The sequence below is a fragment of the Pseudomonas sp. GV047 genome (assembly GCF_003058245.1).
Classification (GTDB): domain Bacteria; phylum Pseudomonadota; class Gammaproteobacteria; order Pseudomonadales; family Pseudomonadaceae; genus Aquipseudomonas; species Aquipseudomonas marginalis.
In genome coordinates, this window is record NZ_QCWA01000005.1 from 77,757 (window position 1) to 92,281 (window position 14,525).

19 protein-coding genes and 1 tRNA gene are annotated in these 14,525 nt (G+C 56.1%); 2 read left to right on the plus strand and 18 right to left on the minus strand.

Features of this window, described 5'->3' with window-relative positions; translation table 11 throughout:
* Positions 1-789, plus strand: coding sequence for a type III secretion system export apparatus subunit SctT (gene sctT / locus C8K58_RS14020; RefSeq protein ID WP_027606902.1), 789 nt, complete (start codon positions 1-3; stop codon positions 787-789).
* A complete protein-coding gene (gene sctU / locus C8K58_RS14025; protein WP_027606901.1) occupies positions 786-1,883 on the plus strand; it encodes a type III secretion system export apparatus subunit SctU in 1,098 nt (365 codons plus the stop codon). The genes sctT and sctU overlap by 4 nt, the downstream gene beginning before the upstream one ends.
* On the opposite strand, the gene C8K58_RS14030 is transcribed toward sctU, so the two are convergent.
* From C8K58_RS14030 to lolB, 18 genes are all read right to left on the minus strand, one after another.
* Positions 1,884-2,234 carry a transcriptional regulator gene (locus tag C8K58_RS14030; protein WP_108573930.1) on the minus strand — a complete coding sequence of 117 codons (351 nt, stop codon included), beginning with the start codon at positions 2,232-2,234 and terminating at the stop codon, positions 1,884-1,886.
* Positions 2,235-2,245: 11 nt separating this feature from the next.
* Entirely contained in the window at positions 2,246-2,449 is a 204-nt protein-coding gene (gene hrpT, locus C8K58_RS14035) for an HrpT family type III secretion system protein (protein WP_065924022.1), read from the minus strand.
* Positions 2,446-4,581 (minus strand): type III secretion system outer membrane ring subunit SctC, encoded by a 2,136-nt coding sequence (gene sctC, locus C8K58_RS14040; RefSeq protein WP_108573856.1) that lies wholly within the window; start codon positions 4,579-4,581, stop codon positions 2,446-2,448. Before sctC ends, hrpT begins: the two co-directional genes overlap by 4 nt.
* A gap of 14 nt (positions 4,582-4,595) precedes the next feature.
* On the minus strand, positions 4,596-4,988 hold the full coding sequence (locus C8K58_RS14045; protein WP_027606897.1) for a hypothetical protein: 393 nt from the start codon (positions 4,986-4,988) through the stop codon (positions 4,596-4,598).
* 1 nt (position 4,989) lies between these two features.
* A complete protein-coding gene (locus C8K58_RS14050) occupies positions 4,990-5,208 on the minus strand; it encodes a hypothetical protein (RefSeq protein ID WP_108573857.1) in 219 nt (72 codons plus the stop codon).
* Positions 5,209-5,218: 10 nt separating this feature from the next.
* The gene (sctL, locus tag C8K58_RS14055) at positions 5,219-5,815 is read right to left on the minus strand and encodes a type III secretion system stator protein SctL (protein ID WP_098480399.1); all 597 of its coding nucleotides are present in this window, start codon (positions 5,813-5,815) and stop codon (positions 5,219-5,221) included.
* Positions 5,816-5,839: 24 nt separating this feature from the next.
* Positions 5,840-6,376 (minus strand): hypothetical protein, encoded by a 537-nt coding sequence (locus C8K58_RS14060; protein ID WP_027606894.1) that lies wholly within the window; start codon positions 6,374-6,376, stop codon positions 5,840-5,842.
* A 13-nt stretch (positions 6,377-6,389) separates the two neighbouring features.
* Positions 6,390-7,190: a type III secretion system inner membrane ring lipoprotein SctJ gene (gene sctJ / locus C8K58_RS14065; protein ID WP_027606893.1), complete on the minus strand. Its 801-nt coding sequence runs from the start codon at positions 7,188-7,190 to the stop codon at positions 6,390-6,392.
* Between the two features lie 5 nt (positions 7,191-7,195).
* A complete protein-coding gene (locus C8K58_RS14070) occupies positions 7,196-7,627 on the minus strand; it encodes an EscI/YscI/HrpB family type III secretion system inner rod protein (protein WP_256221293.1) in 432 nt (143 codons plus the stop codon).
* 46 nt (positions 7,628-7,673) lie between these two features.
* Positions 7,674-7,886: a hypothetical protein gene (locus C8K58_RS32265; RefSeq protein WP_133822121.1), complete on the minus strand. Its 213-nt coding sequence runs from the start codon at positions 7,884-7,886 to the stop codon at positions 7,674-7,676.
* Between the two features lie 220 nt (positions 7,887-8,106).
* Positions 8,107-9,030, minus strand: coding sequence for a sigma 54-interacting transcriptional regulator (locus C8K58_RS14075; RefSeq protein WP_027606891.1), 924 nt, complete (start codon positions 9,028-9,030; stop codon positions 8,107-8,109).
* A gap of 311 nt (positions 9,031-9,341) precedes the next feature.
* On the minus strand, positions 9,342-10,442 hold the full coding sequence (gene ychF / locus C8K58_RS14080; RefSeq protein ID WP_108573858.1) for a redox-regulated ATPase YchF: 1,101 nt from the start codon (positions 10,440-10,442) through the stop codon (positions 9,342-9,344).
* 22 nt (positions 10,443-10,464) lie between these two features.
* The gene (pth, locus tag C8K58_RS14085) at positions 10,465-11,049 is read right to left on the minus strand and encodes an aminoacyl-tRNA hydrolase (protein ID WP_010213318.1); all 585 of its coding nucleotides are present in this window, start codon (positions 11,047-11,049) and stop codon (positions 10,465-10,467) included.
* 167 nt (positions 11,050-11,216) lie between these two features.
* On the minus strand, positions 11,217-11,816 hold the full coding sequence (locus C8K58_RS14090) for a 50S ribosomal protein L25/general stress protein Ctc (protein ID WP_027606889.1): 600 nt from the start codon (positions 11,814-11,816) through the stop codon (positions 11,217-11,219).
* Between the two features lie 138 nt (positions 11,817-11,954).
* Positions 11,955-12,896: a ribose-phosphate pyrophosphokinase gene (locus C8K58_RS14095; RefSeq protein WP_003171603.1), complete on the minus strand. Its 942-nt coding sequence runs from the start codon at positions 12,894-12,896 to the stop codon at positions 11,955-11,957.
* 46 nt (positions 12,897-12,942) lie between these two features.
* A tRNA-Gln gene (locus tag C8K58_RS14100) sits at positions 12,943-13,017 on the minus strand.
* Positions 13,018-13,054: 37 nt separating this feature from the next.
* On the minus strand, positions 13,055-13,858 hold the full coding sequence (gene ispE / locus C8K58_RS14105; protein WP_205885421.1) for a 4-(cytidine 5'-diphospho)-2-C-methyl-D-erythritol kinase: 804 nt from the start codon (positions 13,856-13,858) through the stop codon (positions 13,055-13,057).
* A gap of 49 nt (positions 13,859-13,907) precedes the next feature.
* Entirely contained in the window at positions 13,908-14,525 is a 618-nt protein-coding gene (gene lolB / locus C8K58_RS14110) for a lipoprotein insertase outer membrane protein LolB (RefSeq protein WP_027606887.1), read from the minus strand.

Genomic DNA, 14,525 nt, shown 5'->3' on the forward strand with positions numbered 1-14,525 from the left:
GTGTTGGCTTATCTTGATTTCCTTCCCAGTCTGATGATCGGCATGGCGCGAATCTACCCGTGCGGAATACTGGTGGCGGCGTTCTGTTTCCAGCATATACGCGGCATGCTCCGGCACATCCTTGTGATGGTCATGGCGCTGATGCCCGCGCCGGGTATTCATGCTGTGTTGACGGAGCATGATTACTCAGCGTTTGTGCTCGCTGCATTGGCGCTCAAGGAGCTGGCGCTGGGGGTGTTGCTGGGGATGTTGCTTGCGATGCCGTTCTGGCTGTTCGAGTCGGTGGGGGCTTTGCTCGATAACCAGCGCGGAGCCTTGGCCGGTGGTCAGCTCAATCCTTCACTGGGGCCGGATGCGACGCCGATAGGGCATTTGTTCAAGCAATTGGCGATTTTTCTATTGATGGCCACCCTGGGGTTAGGCGCGTTGACTCAGGTGATCTGGGACAGTTACCTGATTTGGCCACCCACCGTATGGTTCCCACTCCCGGCGCCTGATGGCATGAGCGTATTTGTCGGCCTGCTGGGCGACACCTTCACCCATATGATGCTCTACGCTGCTCCCTTTATCGCGGTGCTGCTGTTGCTGGAGTTCGGCATCGCACTGCTGGGGGTCTACAGTCAGCAGCTACAGGTGAGTACGCTGGCGCCACCGGTCAAGTGCCTGGCGGGGATCGGTATTCTGCTGTTGTATTTTGCGCTGCTGCAGGACTTGATCGTGGGGAGTATGAGCCAACTGAGTGACCTGAAGCACTCGCTGGGCCTTTTATTCAAGGCCCCGATGCCATGAGTGACTCGGGGGAAAAAAAGCACCCGGCGTCAGCCAAGAAGCTGCGTGACCAGCGCCAGAAAGGCCAGGTCGCTCAAAGTCAGGATGTGGCCAAGTTGATGGTGCTGGCGGCCATCAGCGAGATCGCCTTGTTCACCGCCGATACCAGCTTGCAACGTTTCCAGCAATTGATGGTGTTGCCGATCTCACGCCTGGACCAGCCCTTTGTACGGGCGTTGGAAGAAGTGCTGATTGAAGGCCTGGTGGTGTTCTTCTCATTCGGCCTGCTGATGGCCGGCGTGGCGATTGCCACGAAGCTGATCGCCAGTTGGATGCAGTTCGGATTGCTGTTTGCACCCGAGGCACTGAAGCTCGATTTCAATCGTCTCAACCCGATCAGCCAAGTTAAACAATTCTTTTCTGCCCAGTCGCTGATGAATCTGTTGATGAGCATCGCCAAGGCGTTTCTTTTGGGGCTGATCGTATTCCTGGTGGTCTGGCCCTCTCTTGGGACGTTGATCAACCTGGCCAACAGCGATCTGCAAAGTTACCTGCTGGCGTTGATCGCCCTGTTCCGCTATCTGCTGCATGCCTGTCTTGCATTGTTACTGGTACTGGCAGTTATCGATTTCACCTTGCAGAAGTACTTCTTCGCCAAGCGCATGCGCATGACCCAGGTCGAGGTCGTCAAAGAGTACAAGGATATGGAAGGCGACCCGCATGTGAAGGGCCAGCGCCGCGCGCTGGCGCAGCAATTGGCCCAGGAGGAACCGAAGGTCAAGCTGCCCAAGCTGGAGGAAGCCGACATGCTGGTGGTCAACCCGACCCACTTTGCTGTCGCCCTGTATTACCGCCCGGGCAAGACACCGCTTCCGCTGCTGGTCAGCAAAGGTACGGATGCCGTCGCCCGCCAGTTGATTGCGCAGGCGAAGGCTGCCGAGGTGCCGGTCATCCAATGCGTATGGCTGGCGCGCTTGCTCTATACCAAAGCGTTGGGAGCAAGCATTCCCCGCGAATCCTTGCAGGCTGTGGCACTGATCTATCGCACCTTGCGTGAGCTTGATGATGAAGCCAAGCGCGAAACGCTGGAATTGCCTGAGTTGGAACGTCGCTGATCAGCAGGTGGAGCGTGTGTCCAGGGCTTGGAGATTGGCCAGGGAAAGCATCCGGCTGAGGAGTCCGTCGAGCGCATCGTTTGCAGCCGGCAGCGCGTGCCAGATTACCAAGGCATCCTGCGCGTCCAGGTAGATAAAACAACCATCGAACACCACGGCAAGCTCAAAGCGCCGCTCCAATACCTGCTGCAACTGCCCTGCCTGTAATGCTGAACGAGCGACTTGCAAGGCCATGCCCGGGCGTTTGCCGGCGTGCAGTGCACATGCTTTGATACCGGGAGCGAGCATCAGGTGAGCGGCAGCGCCACTCACCAGATTGTCCAGAAATACCTGGCGTTGATTGTCGGGCATTTCCTGGCGGCTCATCGTTCCAGCGAGATAGTCTGGTAATCCGCACGTTCCCCGGCGGGACCAGGCTCGGCACGCATCTGCGGTGGCCACCAGATCACCATCTTGTCCTTGCTCGATTGCGGGCGTGAGCAGGAGTCCCCCTTGCAGGTGGGCGTGCAGCCGGCGACAAGCAGTGCCGTTGCGATCAGGGTGACGCACAATAAGCGGTGTTTCATGGCGTGGCCTTCTGAGCAGGAGTAATCAAGGAGGGGCGGGGCACGCTGAGGTGTTCATCCTTCACCACCGGGCGCATGGCGATAAACACCTCGGCTTCCTCACCCGGCTTGAGCCAGGCGCGCGGCCATACGCTGACGGCCAGGGTCTGCGAGTTGCTGCATTCCTTTTCGTCGATACGCACGTGGCGTTTGACCTGGTTACGCAGGACCACTACCGCCACGTTGTAGTCCGGTCCCGCATACCATTGGCTGCGTTCGGTGTTCAGCGCGAGCAAGTCGCGGGTGCTGCACAAACTGTTCAGCCCCAGGGGCATTGGTGCCGCCTTGAAGGCCTTGGGCACTTTCCCGCTGACCATGTGCGCCAGGGTACTGATGATGTCGCTGCGCTTGATTACCGGCTGGTGAGGGCTGTAGCGCCGCGCCAACGGTGCGAGGGCTGCCTGCAATTCGACCTGGTCGGCCTGGGGCAGGTAGCGCGACGGATCGGCCTGGTCACCGATGACGCGCGGGGTGAGGATGAACAGGCGTTCACGTCGATTATTCTGCCGTTCTGTCGAGGAAAACAGCGCCTTGCCCAGTAGCGGGATATCACCCAATAGGGGGACTTTGTTGCGCTTGTCGCTGCTTTCGGTGACGTGGAAACCACCGACCACCAGTGAGCGCTTTTCCGCCATGACGGCCTGGGTGCTGACCTTGCCTCGGCGTACATCGAGGTTGCCGGGAGTGGGGTTGGTTTCGTTGAAGTTGCCATCTTCGATATCCACCGCCAAATGGATCTGGTGGCTGCCACGGCTGGTGATGACACGGGGGACCACCTGGAAGCTGGTGCCCACGGTGACCGGTAAAATGGTTGCATTCTCCCGGCCGGGGGTCAGGTACTGGGTGCGGTTGAAGTCGATGACCGCCGGTTGGTTTTCCAGGGTGAGCACCGAGGGGTTGGAGACCATGCTTGCCAGCCCCTTGGCTTCCAGCGCGCGTATATCTGCGTAGAAGCGCTCGCGGTTCTCAATCGACACCTGTGAAGAGGTGCCCGGTGCCATATTGACGCCGCCACGGAATCGGCTGTTCTGAAACCCCCAGTTCACCCCGAACTCTCGCAATTGGGTGCGCTCGATATCGAGAATGATCGCGTCGATTTCCACCAGTTTGCGCGCGACATCGAGTTGAGTGATCAACTCTCGGTACATGCCCTGCCGCTCAGGCAGGTCATAGATCAGCACAGCGTTATTGCGTACATCGGCTTCGACGCGAATCCTGCTGGGTGAGACCGGGGCTCGCGAGGTGAGTGTCGGGAGCGGATCCACCTGCCCGGTGTTAACGTTTGTACCCAGCATCTGCCCCAGTAAAGGGTTGTTCAATCGGGGAATGTTCGGTACGAGCGGCGCTGGCTGTGACGGGGAGGGTTGGTTCAGCCTGTTGAGGGTCGAATTGGAGCGCGGCTCCAGCAATCCACGCAGAATGCTGGCCACTCCCGGAATAGTGAGCTTCTCGCCGCGGTAATCCACTTGACGATCCGTCGCATTGGCGAATTTAAGCGGGAAACTCAGCACACTCTGCTTTTCATCGGGAGAGCGGCGCTGGGTACTGAACTGTTTGATCTGCTCGATATAGCGTCGAGGGCCCGAAACCAGTACCACGCCGTCTTCGGGCAACTCGCCCCAACCGAAACGGCTATCGAGCAGGCCAATATCGGTGAGCGCTTGCTTAAGGTCGGCAATGGTCTCGGAAGAAACCTCCAGGCGCGCCGAGTCTTGCTGGTCCAGCGTGCTGATATAGAGGGTGTTGTTGTACAGGTACCACTGGAAACGGTGTTCTACCCCCAGACGGTCGAGCATCGACTGCGGGGTATTGGCGCGAATCTTGCCATTTACGTTGCCTTCCAGCAGGCCCTCGACATGTAGTTGTGTCCCAAAGGTCTGGGCGAAATCCTCCAGCACTTCCCGGAGTGGCTTATGTTCAGCTTCATAAGCGTATGCGGTGTTTTTCCACTCGGGGGGTATGGCCGCCAGTGTGTTCCCTGCTGGGATCAGCAGCCAGGGAAGCAGGATCATGTTGCGCCAATGGAATCTTTTAAGGGAATCGGCAGGCGAGTCTGGACGCAAGCGACTGCGCTTGTGAGGCTTGTTAGACATTCACAGTTCTCTGTTCAGTAGGATAGTGAGCGTAGCGAAGTGGGTTTGAGGTTTCGGGCCGGCTGAGCGAGACGTGTCACCGTTGAGCGCCATGTGTCACGTTGGTTAAGCAGGGCTTCGAGACAGCCGAGCACAGCCCTCTTTTCCTGCCCGCTGCGCAGACTTTGAACCAGCCATAGCGCGCCGCTTTCAGTTTTGAGGGCCAGTGCGCCTTGGAAATGATTCAGGCTGGCGGCGCCCAGTCGCATCCAATTCTGCAGGATTGCATTATCGGGACGAACTGAAGTTAGTTGAGCACCCAGTAATAGCACTTCCCCTTGACGTTTAAGAATGATTTCATCGTCGCCTTCGAACAAACTGATCTGTTCGTTATGGCTGTTTAACCATTCATTGATCAACTCGTGCATATCAGGTGAAACTCTCAAACGTCGATTTGTACATAAGATGGATCGCCCGCTTGTGCTCGTGATAAGCCATATCGCTCGCAGAGCGTCTTAGCGCGAGGTTGTAGAATAGTTCGGCAGACTCTTCATCCTCTTCTTCCATCTCCACTAAAGCCCTAAGACGTTTATCGCTGACAGCGTTATTCTTCAAAAGTTGGCGTGACAACTTATCGAAAAAGTCCATATGGTTTTCCTTATTGTGGAGAGGACTCGTTTGCGTAACTGCCGTTGAAAAAAGCTTCGATCATCGAATTCCAACTGATGCGAAAATCGCCCTCGTCTGTTTTCAGTACCAGTGTCTGCAGGGGGGTTGTGTCATCAGCCTGAAGTTTCCAGCGTGTGGAGGTGTGACGAACAAAAAACTGTTTCACCTCCTCCAGGTCATGGGGGTGACAGAGTAGTGTGGCGTTGACCTCTTGAATCTGGTTCGCCATCAAATGCTTGAGAAGGGCTCCAAGCCTTTGTTGGGCTACCGTCTCGTCAAGCAGGCAGCGAATTGCCTGGTTGGTGATCGATGTTGCGTAGTGCTCCAGGCTGTCGTACATCGCTTGACGGTCGTGCTCCCATCGCTTGAATTGGGCATCCGCGCGCTGCCAGACCTCCAGGGATACTTTTTCCAGCAAGGCTTCGCATTTTTCCTCTGCCAGGCTTATCAGCTCATCGGCCTGTGCATGGGCCCGGTTCAAGAGTTGGTCGGCCTGCTTCCAGTTGGCAAGCTCTTCCCGCAGGATCAGGCTGCTCTGTACGTGCGTAGCGTCCTTGAGCAACTCAATGGTGTATCGACATAACATCGCTGATTTCCTTACCCCTTCGATTCAGGGGGGCGTGGGGTCGCTTGCCAAATTCGTCACGCGCCAGACCACGGCTTGCCACAGTGTGTTCAGGCGGCTGCTGGCGTTCTCGAATGAGATATTTCTTTTTTCGACATCACCTACACGCTCACGTGGGAAGCGCAACCGAAGACGTTGCCAAGTCGCCGGTTCCACCCAGCTATGGAGCAATTGCAATGGATCAGCGTCGCAAGGCAGCATGGCTGGGGGCAGCGCCTTGGACAGACGCATGCACCACAGATGATGGCTGTTGCTCAAGGGGGCTGCTGCCTCAGGATTAAAGGTGTCGTGAATCAGTGTCATCGCCAGGTCGAGTTGCTCCGTTGAGGCGAGGGCCAGGCGAAGCACGGTAGGGTGAGGGGCAGCAGGCAAGCAGGTTGCAACCCCCGTGAGGTTGCCCGGCGCCAACCGTCCAAGGTGATATAGCGTGCTGATCGCTGGGTATTTTTCGCCTCTCCAGTCCTCGTGGGCATACTTCCATGGGAATGCCCACCATTGAGCCCAGGCCAGATGTTCGCTCATTGGATTGACGGGTCTAGGCGTCATGGGAGAGGCCAGTCGATTCGCCTGCCACGGACGCACCTTTTACAAGACGCTGACGCCGATTGCGTAGGAATAGTCCGGTGCTCACGACGGCAACCATGGCTAGCAGAGTGAAGACTGTGCTGTTGCGCCAAAACCCCAGGTCATCGCTGGGTACCAGGAAAGGGCCAAAATACACGAGGCGCTGCTGTTCCTGGTAAGCGGTGGCAGGTACAAATACCACGGTCAGTTTTTGCGGATTTTCCACTGCTGTGGTCATGCCAGGGATGCTGCTTGCCACCATTCTGCGAATGCGTGCTTGGATGTTATCGGGATCCAGGCGCGGATCATGCTTGATGAATACTGACGCGGATGCGGGTTGGACAGGTTCCCCAGGTGCGATGCGTTCGGGCAACACTACGTGTACCCGCGCAACGATAACGCCGTCGATGTTAGAGAAGGTCGCCTCAAGCTCTTGGGACAAGGCATAGATGTAACGTGCGCGCTCCTCCAATGGCGTGGAAATAACGCCTTCCTTGCGAAAGGTATCGCCCAATGTTGCCCGGGCCATTCTCGGTAGACCGGCGGCTTCCAAGGTACGTACGGCGCGTCCGATATCGATTGCGTTAACCGCCACGACGACACCATCTTTGGCCGGGATTTTTAAGGCTCGAATATGTTTATCTGCCAATTCTGCTATGACCTCATTGGCCTCTTGTTCAGAGAGCTGACGATGAAGTTCAACGCGGTCACCGCAACCGCTTAATATCAACGTAATAAAAAAAATCAGCGCGGCGGATAACAATCTATTCATGTTCACTATTGCATATTGCAAATCTTGTCGATGCCTTGAGTTGTCTTGCCAAGGGTTTTTACCAGTAGTTGAGACGTGAGAACCGCACCGGAAAGCTCTCCCGGAAATTTTTTAAGTTCTTGGATATTTATCTGCTTGTTTGTGGATTTCAGTGCTCGCGCAAGACGCGCTCTTGTGATATTGAGCGGCTCAATCGCTTCTATCAGCGCCGTCGGCAGGCCTCTTTTTCCTGAGGCGGAGGTAGCCGGGAATGAGTGTTCGAGCATTGAGCTGAAAAAGTTGACATCCGTATCCAGCGCCAAAAATTCAGACGTCTTGTCGTTCCTCTCGACAGTCTCGTCAGATACTGAAGACTCAATATTTTCTATCCACATGTGAAGTCTACTGTGTGGGGGCGATAGTTTTTTGTCGCTGACGTTAACGATTGAATCATTCAAGCAGTACAAGCACCTCTCCAATCATCAGCTCGGAGAGGTGCTTTTATTATTGGACTGCTTTAGCGGCCGAGGTGACGTTGTTAAACGCTTTCATATCAAGCATTTTCATCGCACCGTCCCTGCCGACAGCTTTTGCTTGGGCTATCAGATCATCGTCGCCTCCGCCCATTGCTCCGGACAAATCCGATGACGTTGGTGAAGCGTAATTATTTGTGGCGTAGCCAGAAGAAACAGGGCTTGAAGCGGAAATTGCGCTCATAATAACTTCCTATCTTAAGGTATTTAAGTGGTACTAACCGTCAGTAAAGCAAATTGTATTGAGTCTGTGACATGTTTCTCCACAACTTGAATCTGACGATGAGTGTGTGGTTGCTAGAAGAAAATGGTTCCGAATATTGCTCGGTATAGATGTTCCTAAATGTGTTTTTTTAGATGCGCTGGTGTCTAGTTAGGCGAGGCACTTAGCTGGAACAGTTTTTCTACATTAATGATATATTTAATTGTTTCATCCTGTAGTACAGCGTGCGCTTGGCAACACCCAGTTCAAGCGCGACGGTTTCTACACAGTGGTGATGCCTGCGCAACGACTCCTCAATAAACGCTTTTTCAACGTGTTGTAGGCGTGCCTTCAGGCCCATCTGGATTTTCTGTTGGTCGCTCACCGAGGTAGAAAACGGTGGCAGGCCCAGCACGAACCTCTTGGCCGTAGAACGTAACTCCCGAACATTACCCTGCCAGGTGTGGCACAGCAGTTGTTGCAGCAGCCCGTCAGTGGGCGGCGGGGCAGTGCGTTTGAACCGGTGGGCTTCCTGCTGAATCATCTCCAGGAACAACGGGATGATGTGCTCTCGCCGATCACGCAAGGCTGGAAGCTGGATGTTGACGACATTCAGACGGAAGTACAGATCGCGCCTGAAGGTTCCGAGTTCGACCATCTGGTGGAGCGATTGTTGGGCAGACGCGATCACACGCATGTCCACCGGGATGAAGCGGGTTGAGCCCAGGCGCTCCACCCCCCGCGACTCCAGCGCGCGCAGCAGTTTGGCTTGCAGGTTCAACGGCATGCTATCGATCTCATCGAGGTACAGGGTGCCGAGATGGGCTGCCTCGATAAAACCGGCACGGGATTGGATGGCGCCGGTATAGGCACCGCTGTTGACGCCGAACAATTGGCTTTCGGCGAGGCTATCAGGAATAGCCGCACAATTGACCGCGACAAAATTGCCCCGCCGTGTCGATAGGCGGTGAACCCGCTGCGCCAGGGTATCTTTGCCAGTGCCGGTTTCTCCCAGCAACAGTATGTCTATGTTGAGGGGGGCCGTGCTGCTCAGTGTGTTTTCAATATCCGTGTCTTCGAAGAGTGAAGTATCTTTTTCATTTTCTCCAAGGGTGGAGACCGACATCGAAGAGTTCTCCATTATCGCTCGACTTCAGTGTTGAGAGGACAGTCTATGCTCGTCAATCAGGAATGAGGGTATAGAACTTGTACGGGGATATTGACGTAAGTGTGGGCCGGAATAATGTAGGAAAACCCCGGCATTATTGAGGTTAAATTGTGCAACTGCCTGGCTGCATTAAAGGCGGAGGGGGTAAGTAGGGGAAGTCTGGTAGTGAAGTGTGAACGATGCTTGTCCTATGTTAGGAAGTTTCACCTACAAAAAAGCCGATGCAGTGCATCGGCTTTTTTATTTGTCGTAGACTTCGCAGGTAGCGTTTACACGTTAAAGCGGAAGTGCATCACATCGCCATCTTTAACAATGTATTCCTTACCTTCCAAACGCCATTTACCCGCTTCCTTGGCACCGGCCTCACCCTTGAACTGGATAAAGTCGTTGTAGGCGATCACTTCCGCGCGGATAAAGCCTTTTTCAAAGTCGGTGTGGATCACACCGGCAGCCTGTGGCGCAGTGGCGCCGACTTTTACGGTCCAGGCGCGGACTTCCTCGACACCGGCGGTGAAGTAGGTCTGCAGGTTGAGCATTTCGTAGCCGGCGCGGATCACGCGGTTCAGGCCAGGTTCTTCCAGGCCCAGGGCCTCAAGGAACATGTCTTTCTCTTCGCCGTCATCCAGTTCGGCGATTTCCGCTTCGATCTTGTTGCACACCGGCACCACGATGGCGCCTTCTTCGTCGGCGATGGCCTTGACCACTTCGAGCAAAGGGTTGTTCTCGAAGCCGTCTTCAGCGACGTTGGCGATGTACATCACAGGCTTGGTGGTCAGCAGGTGGAAACCCTTGACCACGGCCTTCTCGTCAGCGCCCATGGTCTTCATCAGGCTGCGTGCTGGCTTGCCCAGGGTGAAGTGCGCGATCAACTGTTCCAGCAGGCCTTTCTGGACCACTGCGTCCTTGTCGCCGCCTTTGGCGTTGCGCGCGACTTTCTGCAGTTGCTTCTCGCAGCTGTCGAGGTCGGCGAAGATCAGTTCCAGGTCGATGATCTCGATGTCGCGTTTCGGGTCGACGCTGTTGGAGACGTGAATCACGTTCTCGTCTTCAAAGCAGCGGACCACGTGGGCGATGGCATCGGTTTCACGGATGTTGGCCAGGAACTTGTTGCCCAGGCCTTCACCTTTCGACGCGCCGGCTACCAGGCCTGCGATGTCGACGAACTCCATGGTGGTCGGCAGGATGCGCTTGGGATTGACGATGGCCGCCAGTGCGTCCAGGCGCGGATCGGGCATCGGCACGATGCCGCTGTTGGGTTCGATGGTGCAGAAGGGGAAGTTCTCCGCCGCAATACCGGACTTGGTCAAAGCGTTGAACAAGGTGGATTTGCCGACGTTGGGCAGGCCGACGATGCCGCAATTGAATCCCATGGTGTTTCCCCTCGGAAAAAAGTCAGGCCTTCTGGCTGTGCAGGTTTTTCATCGCGCGGTTCCATTCACCGGCGAAGATATCCGGCAGCACGCCGAGGGCAAAGTCGATGCTGGCATCGAGTTTTTCCTGTTCGGCGCGTGGCGCACGACCCAGGACGAAATTTGAAACCATACTGGCGACGCCTGGGTGGCCAATGCCGAGCCGCAGGCGGTAAAAATTATTCTGATTGCCCAACTGCGCGATGATGTCGCGCAGGCCATTGTGCCCGCCGTGCCCGCCGCCGAGCTTGAGCTTGGCAACGCCGGGTGGCAGGTCCAGTTCGTCATGGGCCACCAGGATTTCTTCGGGTTTGATCCTGAAGAAGCCCGCAAGCGCCGCTACAGCCTGGCCGCTGCGGTTCATGTAGGTGGTGGGAATCAACAGACGAACATCCTGACCCTGATGCGAGAAGCGTCCGGTCAGGCCAAAATATTTGCGATCGGCCACCAGGTTTACACCTTGGGCGTGGGCGATGCGCTCAACAAAAAGGGCCCCCGCGTTATGCCGGGTCTGTTCGTATTCGGCGCCTGGATTTCCCAGGCCAACGATCAGTTTAATGGCAGTCACGACAGGGGCCCTTCCTTTGGAGTTGTGGATAACATCGCTACACCTGCGTGCGGCGAAAGTGGACGACAAGAGATCATTTACTCAAGAGTAAACGCCGCGTTATCGCCCGCTTTCTCGCTACGTTTCGGTCCGCGATGTTTCCTCAAGCTCCGGCAATACAGAGTGAATTACTCTGCAGCGCCTTCTTCAGCTTCTGGAGCAACGCGTGGAGCGTGTACGTTTGCAACAGCTTTGTCATCGCCGTGAGCCAGTGCGACAAACTCAACGCCTTTAGGAGCCTTGAGGTCGGACAGGTGGATGATTGCGCCGATTTCCAGAGCCGACAGGTCGACTTCGATGAACTCAGGCAGGTCTTTCGGCAGGCAGGTCACTTCGATTTCGTTCAGGACGTGAGAGATCTCGCCGCCTTTCTTGACCGGAGCTTCTTCACCAACAAAGTGCACAGGCACGATAGCGGTCAGTTTCTGGCCGGCTACGACGCGTACGAAGTCAGCGTGCAGAACGTGACCCTTGGATGGGTGACGTTGCAGGGCTTTGATGATGACGTTTTGCTTTTTGCCGCCAACGTTCAGTTCGATAACGTGGCTGTAGGCCGCATCGTTTTCGAGCAGTTTGGCAACTTCTTTAGCCAGCATGCTGATGGATTCAGGGGCTTTGTCGCCACCGTAAACTACAGCTGGAACCAGGCTTGCGAGACGACGCAGGCGGCGGCTCGCACCTTTCCCCAGGTCGGAACGCACTTCAGCATTCAGAGTAAAATCGTTCATGTTGTATCTCCAAAATAACCACATTCGCCCCAGCGTTTGCGACCAGCGCTAAAGGCGATATGGGCAAAAAAGCCCCGCCCCAACAGTATGCTGGGGCGGGGCGCTTTTCGTCAGTGAGGTGTTCCGAAGGTTTGACCCTTAGCGGAACATCGCGCTGATCGATTCTTCATTGCTGATGCGGCGAACCGCTTCGGCAACTACCGGTGCGATATCCAGTTGACGGATACGCGCACAGGCTTGAGCAGCGGCGGACAACGGGATGGTGTTGGTCACCACCAGTTCGTCCAGCACGGAGTTCTCGATGTTCTCGATCGCTCGGCCCGACAGCACAGGGTGTGTGCAGTAGGCGAAGACTTTAGCTGCACCGTGCTCTTTCAAGGCTTTGGCCGCGTGGCACAGGGTGCCGGCGGTGTCGACCATGTCATCAACCAGAATACAGGTACGCCCTTCGACATCACCGATGATATGCATCACTTCAGAGTGATTGGCTTTCTCACGGCGTTTGTCGATGATCCCGAGGTCCACGCCCAGGGATTTGGCAACAGCCCGTGCACGCACGACGCCACCAATGTCCGGGGACACGATCATCAGGTTTTCAAAGCGCTGGTCTTCGATGTCATCCACCAAGACGGGGGAGCCGTAGATGTTATCTACCGGAATATCGAAGAACCCCTGGATTTGGTCAGCGTGCAGGTCAACCGTGAGCACACGGTCGATACCTACCACGGTCAGCATGTCAGCAACGACTTTAGCGCTGATAGCCACACGTGCGGAACGCGGACGGCGATCCTGGCGGGCATAACCAAAGTAAGGGATTACAGCTGTGATTCGAGTCGCTGAGGAGCGGCGGAAGGCATCAGCCATCACGACGAGTTCCATCAGGTTATCGTTGGTCGGAGCGCAGGTCGGCTGGATAATGAAGACGTCTTTACCGCGGACGTTTTCATTGATCTCGGCTGTAATTTCGCCGTCGGAGAATTTACCGACAGAGATGTCACCGAGAGGGATATGCAGCTGACGTACGACACGTCGAGCCAGATCGGGGTTGGCGTTCCCCGTAAAGACCATCATCTTGGACACGCGCAGTACCTAGAGGCTGAGGGTAACCTGGATGAGTATTAGAAAATGGCAGGGGCGGCTGGATTCGAACCAACGCATGGCAGGATCAAAACCTGCTGCCTTACCGCTTGGCGACGCCCCTGTATCTGTTGCAACGAGTACCCAGTACTCGATTCCTTTTAGAGCAGACTTTGCAGCTTGCGATGCAACATCGAAACGTTGCTTCCCTTTGCTACAAACCCTGTAAGGGTCTCTGTAAGAAGGGCCGAGACTTTATCAGCTTCAGCTTTGCTTGGGAAGCCCCCAAACACACAACTTCCAGTTCCGGTTAATTTTGCTTCGGTAAATTTACCTAACAAATTCAAAGCGTTACGTACCTCTGGATAACGCCTTGCTACAACCGGTAAGCAGTCATTTCGACTGTTTCCCTTGGGAACGGGGCGCACTTTAATGGGAGGAGAGTTACGTGTCAACAGCGGATCTGAAAAAATTTCTGCTGTACTTACAGATACTTGCGGGACAAGCACGACATACCACGGCTCTTCGGGGTATTCCGGGGTGAGTTTTTCCCCCACGCCCTCAGCAAAAGCGGCGTGTCCACGCACGAAAACCGGGACGTCGGCGCCCAGCGTGAGGCCCAGCGCAGCCAGGCGATCATGGTCCCAGCCCAGTTGCCACAAATGGTTCAGACCCAGCAGTGTGGTCGCGGCATTCGAGCTGCCACCACCGATTCCGCCACCCATGGGCAGAATCTTATCGATCCATATATCGATGCCCTGGGAACAGCCGGACTGCTCCTGGAGTTTTTTCGCGGCCCTCACGATCAGGTTGCTGTCGTGGGGCACGCCTTCGAATTCAGTGTGCAGCTGGATCACGCCATCGTCGCGCAGGGCGAAGGTGAGCTCATCGCCGTAGTCGAGAAATTGAAACAGTGTCTGCAGCTCGTGGTAGCCGTCTTCACGGCGACCGAGAATGTGCAGCATCAGATTGAGTTTGGCAGGAGAGGGCAGGGTCAGTTTTTGTACGGCCACGTTATTGCCCCAGCTTGCGCGGTTGCCAGTCCTTGATCACCAGCGTGACGTCAAGGTCGGTGCCATGCAGCTTGATGCGCTCTGGCAGCCAATAACCGCCCTGTTCCACGTAGCTGAGGTATTCGACCTGCCAGCCATCCTGTTCCAGGGTGGCCAGGCGACTGTCACCGTTGAGGCTCAGGCGGCTCTTGCTGTCCGGCGCGGGCAAGCCGCGGACCCACCACACCAGGTGCGAGACAGGCAGTTTCCAGCCAATCTGCTCTTCCAGCAGCGCTTCGGGCGAGGTGGCCTCGTAGCGACCCTGGTTGGCGACTTCGAGGCTGACTTGTCCCGGGCGGCCGGTCAGGCGCGCGGCGCCACGCCCCAAGGGGCCGGACAAGCGAATGTCGTAGTAATCCTGGCGTTGCAGCCAGAACAAGGTGCCGCTGCCGGAATCTTTCGGTGCGCGAACCCCGACTTTGCCTTCGATCTGCCAGCCGTCGATGCTGCCGAGCTGATCCTTGTGCTGCTTCCATTGCGCCGGGTTGCCCTGGCCCTCAACGGATTCGCGGGCACCGAAGCCCGCGCAACCGGCGAGCAGGGCGATGAAGCTGAAAACGATAACGTGGCGCAAGAACAT